At 60.7% G+C, this 6,588-nt stretch carries 7 protein-coding genes; 3 read left to right on the top strand and 4 right to left on the bottom strand.

What is annotated here, in order from left to right; translation table 11 throughout:
- On the top strand, positions 1 to 332 hold a 332-nt coding region (locus ACIQ3A_RS12970; protein WP_396432146.1), incomplete at its 5' end, for a type II toxin-antitoxin system HigA family antitoxin.
- A gap of 96 nt (positions 333 to 428) precedes the next feature.
- On the opposite strand, the gene ACIQ3A_RS12975 is transcribed toward ACIQ3A_RS12970, so the two are convergent.
- From ACIQ3A_RS12975 to ACIQ3A_RS12985, 3 genes are all read right to left on the bottom strand, one after another.
- Positions 429 to 980 carry a DUF3427 domain-containing protein gene (locus ACIQ3A_RS12975; protein ID WP_396432147.1) on the bottom strand — a complete coding sequence of 184 codons (552 nt, stop codon included), beginning with the start codon at positions 978 to 980 and terminating at the stop codon, positions 429 to 431.
- A 163-nt stretch (positions 981 to 1,143) separates the two neighbouring features.
- A complete protein-coding gene (locus tag ACIQ3A_RS12980; RefSeq protein ID WP_396432148.1) occupies positions 1,144 to 1,824 on the bottom strand; it encodes a metallophosphoesterase in 681 nt (226 codons plus the stop codon).
- A 7-nt stretch (positions 1,825 to 1,831) separates the two neighbouring features.
- Positions 1,832 to 2,977 carry a Fic family protein gene (locus tag ACIQ3A_RS12985; protein ID WP_396432149.1) on the bottom strand — a complete coding sequence of 382 codons (1,146 nt, stop codon included), beginning with the start codon at positions 2,975 to 2,977 and terminating at the stop codon, positions 1,832 to 1,834.
- 120 nt (positions 2,978 to 3,097) lie between these two features.
- On the opposite strand from ACIQ3A_RS12985, the gene ACIQ3A_RS12990 reads away from it, so the two are divergent.
- Positions 3,098 to 3,709: a PolC-type DNA polymerase III gene (locus tag ACIQ3A_RS12990; protein WP_396432150.1), complete on the top strand. Its 612-nt coding sequence runs from the start codon at positions 3,098 to 3,100 to the stop codon at positions 3,707 to 3,709.
- 7 nt (positions 3,710 to 3,716) lie between these two features.
- Here the strand turns inward: ACIQ3A_RS12990 and ACIQ3A_RS12995 are convergent, their stop codons facing one another.
- Positions 3,717 to 4,184 carry an Lrp/AsnC family transcriptional regulator gene (locus ACIQ3A_RS12995; RefSeq protein ID WP_396432151.1) on the bottom strand — a complete coding sequence of 156 codons (468 nt, stop codon included), beginning with the start codon at positions 4,182 to 4,184 and terminating at the stop codon, positions 3,717 to 3,719.
- A 102-nt stretch (positions 4,185 to 4,286) separates the two neighbouring features.
- On the opposite strand from ACIQ3A_RS12995, the gene aceE reads away from it, so the two are divergent.
- Positions 4,287 to 6,588, top strand: a 2,302-nt coding sequence (aceE, locus tag ACIQ3A_RS13000) for a pyruvate dehydrogenase (acetyl-transferring), homodimeric type (protein WP_396432152.1), incomplete at its 3' end; no start/stop codon positions are given.

The raw sequence follows: 6,588 nt of genomic DNA on the forward strand, positions 1-6,588 counted from the left end.
ATGAAGCGCACTGCGCGCGCATGACCGAGATGCTCCAAGCCCTGCTGGATGAAACCCAAGGCGAAGAAAAGCATCCCGCGATGGGCTTGGTCGACATCGTGGGCGATCTGATCGAGGACTATGAAGCCAAGCATCACCCTCTGCCCGAAGTCACGGGCGTGCAAGCGCTTAAATTTCTGATGGAACAACACGGACTGAAGCAAAGCGATCTGAGCGAGATCGGCAGTCAGGGTGTCGTGTCCGAAATCCTGACGGGCAAGCGAGAGTTCAATATTCGCCAAGTGCGCGCGCTCAGCAAACGGTTTGGCGTTTCTGCCGCGACCTTTGTGTAAAGTGCGTGGAGCTCGGGCAATGCCGAGCTATAAAGGCAAAACGAAACCTTCGGACGCTGTAGGCGCCGCCCACACGCAGGGCCAGCGATGCACCCGTCAATCCGCCCCGCTTTGCAGCCCAAACACAATGCTCATGGGCCTGCTGCCCTGGTGTGACTGGTAGCGCACCCGGCCGTGGTACGTGAACGGTGCGGCCTTGCCGACAGCCAGCTTGGTGTCGCGCACAAAGAGATGGATGTCGATGCCTAAAGCGGCGTGGCGGATGATTTCGTCGCCGCGTTTGCTGGTTGGGTCGGTGGCGTTCTGGCTTTGCCAGTGAAAGTGCGTGTCATCGATCCAATGGTCCATGTACTTGTGCTCGTCAGCCCGGCCTTGTTTGTTGAGCGTGACCAGCAGGATGTGCGCCTTTTTGGGGGCCAGTACCACATGGCCGACATTCCAATTGCCGGGGTTGAAGGACTCTCCAAACAGCGTTGGAATGTCTTCGCGCATGAAAGACTCACCGAGCGCCAGATCCAGTGGATCGATGATGTTGCGCAGGCGCGCCAGCGTGCGCATGTCGACGCGGGGCGTTTCAAGACTTTTGAATCCAAGCAAGGCTTGCGCGATCACATGCAGGGCATTGCAGCCAAAGTGCGCACTGTCCAATGAGTCCGGTATGGGCAGTTCGGTTGGCAGAAAAGGCCGCCATTTCGTGGTTTTCAGGATGCCGGACGGTCAAACCATCGATGTCATCCGCTTGCTTCATGACAGCATGGATTTGGCCAAGCATTTGCCGGCTTGAATGGCGGCTGTTGATATCGGATGACGATCATGCCAACTCATCCACCACCCTCACCCCACGCAGCCCCACCCCATAACTCTTGAACCCTTGGGCGGTCCAGTGGGCGCTGCTGTCGATGCTGTCGTGCTGGTGGCCGTGCACGGTCATGCGCACGCCCATGCGGCGGGCCAGTGTGTCCAGCTCGGCAAAGCCGTGCGTGTGGTAGCCGGGTGCTTCGTGGGTGATCAGGATGTCGGCTTGCTGTGTGGCCAGTTGCTCCACCTCGTCGGGGTAGATGCTTGACCAGTGTTTTAGGTGCACGCTGCCTTGCCAGCGTTCTTGGTGCGGGGTGACGCGGGCGTGCGCTTCGCGGTTGCGAAACTTGGGCGCTTGTGCGTCTTTGGGGTACCACACTGAGCCGCGAAACACACCGCCTAGCCCGGCCATGCGCGTGCCGCAGGGCAGCGTGACCACGCGGCCGTGCAGGTGACGGTCCACCAATTCGCCGTGCCAGACGTTGGCAAAGTTGCCTGCGTGGTCGGTGTCGTGGTTGCCGTGGATGAACCAGACGCGTTCCCAAATCGCTTCCAGCTCGGTGTGCAGCGGCCGTGCCGGCTCCAAGTCGCCCAGCAAGATCACGGCACGGGCGTGGGTTTGCTCAGCCGCATCGATGATGTGCTGCCATTGGCCGTGCGGGTCGCCGCAGAAGAGGAGGGGGCCGGGGTGCATGGGGTGATCAATCGCTCAGCAATTCCACATAAGCTTGGTAGCTGTAATGACGGTTCTTTTTTTGCCCGGTCTGCTCGGCCACGATGCCGAGCTTTTCCAGTGTTTTGACCGCTGCATTGGCTGTGGGGAACGTGGTTCCCAGTCGTTCGCAGACTTGATCGATGGAAAAAATGGGCATCAGTGGCAAGAGTTCAAATAGACGAAGACTGGCTGGCGTGATTCTGGGCTCTTGAAGCAGGCGACGTCGGTCGGTGTTGATCAGGCTGGCCAATGCGACGATCCCACGCTCAGCGGTGTCTGCTGCGCGGGCAACACCTTCCAGGAAAAAAGTCACCCAACCTTCCCAGTCGCCATCCGTTCGGACTGCAGAAAGTCGTCGGTAATATTCGATTTGATGCTGCTTCAGGTAGGCGCTCACGTAGACCAAGGGCTCTGACAACAAGCCCCATTGCTCCATGAGCGCGGCAATCAGCAATCGCCCAATGCGTCCGTTGCCATCCAAAAAGGGGTGAATGGTTTCAAACTGAACGTGCACAAGCCCAATGCGCACCAAAGGGGGTAGGGTGGGCCGAGTGTCGTGAATGAAGCGTTCAAGATCGGCCAGCAGGACGGGTACTTGCATGGGCGGCGGGGGTACGAATACAGCGTTGCCGGGCCGTGTGCCGCCGATCCAGTTTTGAGACTGGCGCAACTCTCCCGGTTGGCGACCTGAGCCACGGGCGCCGTCCATGAGTAGGCGGTGGGCTTGCCGCATTAGGCGCACGCTCATGGGCAGGCCGTTGGGGTCCCGCAATGTTTGTTCTGTCCAGCGAAAGGCACGCAGGTAATTGGTGACCTCCTCCACATCGTCTGTGTTGCTGACGACCAGCCCCGCCTCTTTGTCAAACAGGTCGACCAGTGTCGCCTGGGTCCCCTCAATCTGGGATGTGAGCAGGGCCTCTTTGCGGATGGCGCTGTAGAGTAACCAGTCGATCGAAGGTACCAAGCCTGCGACCCCTGCTAGACGGGCCAATGCCAGTTCAGCTGTGCGGTTGAGTTCGGAATAACAAGCGACGTCCAGTTCGGGCTCAGCAGGTGGCAGCGCATGGGGCACAAAAGCGCGCACGCTCTCGCCGAGAGTGGTTGAGATGACGTAAGTTCCGGTGACGCGCATGGCAAGATATTAAAGGGTGCTTGAATACAGGCCTTTCATATTAAAGCTTTCTTTAATATGATGCAAGCCTGCGAAAGCGGGTTTTAATCTGAGACCCGTTTGTCCATCAGCCTTCTTACCATGCCCCCCATTGCCGTCATCGACTTCGAAACCACCGGGATCTCTCCCAACATGGGCGACCGCGCTACCGAGGTGGCCATCGTCATGCTCGAGGGTGGCCAAGTGGTGGACCGGTTCCAAAGCCTGATGAACGCTGGGGTGCGGGTGAACAGCTTCATCACCCAGCTCACGGGCATCACCAACGAGATGGTTCAGGCCGCACCCCCGGCCGAACAGGTGATGCGCGAGGCGGCGCGCTTTGTGGGCGGGCGGCCCATGGTGGCGCACAACGCGGCCTTTGACAAAAAATTCTGGCAGGCCGAGCTGGCACGCTGCGGCCAGGATGGCGCGCATCTTTTTGCATGCACTTTGCTGCTGTCGCGTCGCCTGTACCCTCAAGCTCACAACCACAAGCTGGGCACGTTGGCGGCCTTGCACCATTTGCCTTCGTCAGGCCGCGCCCATCGCGCAATGGCCGATGCCGAGATGGCCGCGCATTTATTGGCGCAGATGCAGCACGACCTGAAAACCCGCTATGGCTGCAACCAGGCCGACCACGCTTTGCTGATGGGCTTGCAGCGCACCAGCCGCCACATGGTGGGGCCGTATTTGAAGCTGCAGGCGCAGGGCTGAAAGCCCTTCAGCCCAAACCCAGCGGCAGCGCCGTTTTGTAGCGCACTTGTTTCAGCGCAAAGCTGGAGCGGATTTTCTCCACACCGGGAATCGGTGAGAGCTGTTCCAAAATGAAGCGCTCGAGCGCGGCCATGTCGCGCACCGCCACGCGCAGCAGATAGTCGCTGTCGCCCGTCATCAGGTAGCACTCCATCACCTCATCGTGCCGCGCGATGTGGGCCTCGAAGTCGGCCAGGTTTTCCTTGCTTTGGGTCTTGAGGCTGATCGAGATGAACACCGTCAGGCCCAGCCCCAAAGCTGCCGCGCTGGCCAGCGCCACATAGCGCTGGATGACGCCGCCCGACTCCAGGGCCTTGACGCGGGCCAGGCAAGGCGAGGGCGACAGACCAATGCGTTTGGCCAGCGCCACGTTGGACAGCGACCCGTCGCGCTGCAGTTCGCCGAGTATTTTCAGATCCACAGTATCAAGAATCATGTGCTGATTATTTGGTTAATTCGGCATATTGTGCTTTAAATACAAAGATTCGTGGTTCAAATAGGCAGCACATGCGTCCGCAGGCTCTGTACAGTAAATATGATGAATGCACCTATTGAACCCCTGCTCAACGCGATGCTCAAGACCCATGACATCGACCCCGAAGAGACCGCCGAGTGGCGCGAGGCCTTGTTGTCCCTGATCGGCACTCAAGGTTCGGCGCGCGCGCGCCTGATTCTCGATGAGTTGGCCGTCGTGGCCCGGCAGCAGCGCACCGGCTGGCAGCCCGAACTCAACACCCCGTACATGAACACCATCGCGGTGGACGAGCAGCCGGTTTTTCCGGGCGATCTGGCGACCGAAGAGCGTCTTGTGGCCATCATGCGCTGGAACGCGCTGGCCATGGTGGTGCGGGCCAACCAGGCCTATGGCGAGCTGGGCGGGCACATCGCCAGTTACGCCAGCGTGGCCGATTTGTTCGAGACCGGGTTTCACCATTTCTTTCATGCGCGCACCGAGCAGCACCGGGGCGACCTGGTGTTTTTTCAGCCCCACAGCGCGCCAGGTGTTTACGCCCGCGCCTTTCTGGAAGGCCGCCTGAGCGAGGCGGACCTGATGCACTACCGCCAGGAAATCACTGCCTCTGCGGATGGCGCGCGTGGTTTATCAAGCTATCCGCACCCTTGGCTGATGCCCGACTTCTGGCAGTTTCCCACCGGCTCGATGGGGCTGGGGCCGATCAGCTCGATATACCACGCCCGCTTCATGCGCTATCTGACGCACCGCCAGCTGCAGGACTGCAGCGCCCGCAAAGTGTGGGGCGTGTTTGGTGACGGTGAGATGGACGAGCCTGAAAGCATGAGTGCGCTGACCCTGGCCGCGCGCGAAAAACTCGACAACCTGGTGTGGGTGGTGAACTGCAATTTGCAGCGCCTGGACGGCCCGGTGCGCGGCAATGGCCGCATCATTGACGAGCTGGAAAAACTGTTTGCCGGCGCAGGCTGGAACGTGATCAAACTGGTGTGGGGCAGCGACTGGGACGGCTTGTTGGCGCGTGACACCACGGGCGCCTTGCTGCGCGCTTTTGCCAACACGGTGGATGGCCAGATGCAGACCTTTGCCGCCAAGGACGGGCGCTTCAACCGGGACAACTTTTTCGGCCAGAACGAAGAATTGGCGCGTCTGGCCCAGGGCATGACCGATGAGCAGATCGACCGCCTCAAGCGCGGCGGCCATGACATCGTGAAGATTCACGCCGCCTATGCTGTAGCGGCAGCGCACCAGGGCCAGCCCACGGTGATTCTGGCGCACACCAAAAAAGGCTTTGGCATGGGCAGCGCAGGCCAAGGCAAGATGACCACGCACAGCCAGAAGAAGTTTGACGAGCAGGACCTGATTGACTACCGCAACCGCTTTGACTTGCCGCTGAGCGACGAGCAGGTCAAGGGACTGGCCTTTTACAAACCCGCCGACGACAGCGCCGAGATGCGTTACCTGCGTGAGCACCGTGCCCACTTGGGTGGCAGCTTGCCCAAACGCGAGACGGTGTGTGACCGCTTGCCCGTGCCCGCCTTGGCCAGCTACGGGCAGTTTGCGCTGCAGGCCGACGGCAAGGAGATGAGCACCACCATGGCCTTTGTGCGCATGCTGGGCAACCTGCTCAAGGACCGCCAGCTGGGGCCGCGCATCGTGCCCATCGTGGCCGACGAGGCCCGGACCTTCGGCATGGCCAACCTGTTCAAGCAGGTCGGCATTTACAGCAGCGTGGGCCAGCGTTACGCGCCCGAAGACATCGGCTCGGTGCTCAGTTACCGCGAAGCCACCGACGGCCAAATTCTGGAAGAAGGCATCAGCGAGGCGGGTGCGATTGCCAGCTGGACAGCGGCGGCCACCAGCTACAGCGTGCACGGGCTGGCCATGTTGCCGTTTTACATCTATTACTCGATGTTCGGCTTTCAGCGGGTGGGCGATGCCATCTGGGCGGCTGCCGACCAACGGGCGCGGGGCTTTTTGTTGGGGGCCACTTCGGGGCGCACCACGCTGGGCGGCGAAGGCCTGCAGCACCAGGACGGCAGCAGCCATCTGGTGGCGGCCACCATCCCCAATTGCAAAGCCTACGACCCGGCTTTTTCGGGCGAGTTGGCGGTCATTCTGGACGCGGGCATGCGTGAGATGGTCGAGCAACAAGCCGATGTTTTTTATTACGTCACCCTGATGAACGAGAACTACGCCCAGCCCGACTTGCCTGCAGGCGTCGAGGCCGATGTGTTGCGTGGTGGCTACCACTTCGGCGCTTACGGACCGGGTGCATCGGATGGGGCGAATTCGAAGGCGCCGCGCGTGACCTTGCTCGGCTCGGGCGCCATCCTGACCGAGGTCATCAAGGCCGCTCACCAACTGGCTG

The organism is Limnohabitans sp. (assembly GCF_044361985.1).
Classification (GTDB): Bacteria; Pseudomonadota; Gammaproteobacteria; order Burkholderiales; family Burkholderiaceae_C; genus Limnohabitans_A.

Coding starts and splice junctions, on each gene's coding strand:
- ACIQ3A_RS12980 (WP_396432148.1), bottom strand. CDS start 1,824: ATGCACCCCGGCCCCCTCCTCTTCTGCGGCGACCCGCACGGCCAATGG.
- ACIQ3A_RS12985 (WP_396432149.1), bottom strand. CDS start 2,977: ATGCGCGTCACCGGAACTTACGTCATCTCAACCACTCTCGGCGAGAGC.
- ACIQ3A_RS12990 (WP_396432150.1), top strand. CDS start 3,098: ATGCCCCCCATTGCCGTCATCGACTTCGAAACCACCGGGATCTCTCCC.
- ACIQ3A_RS12995 (WP_396432151.1), bottom strand. CDS start 4,184: ATGATTCTTGATACTGTGGATCTGAAAATACTCGGCGAACTGCAGCGC.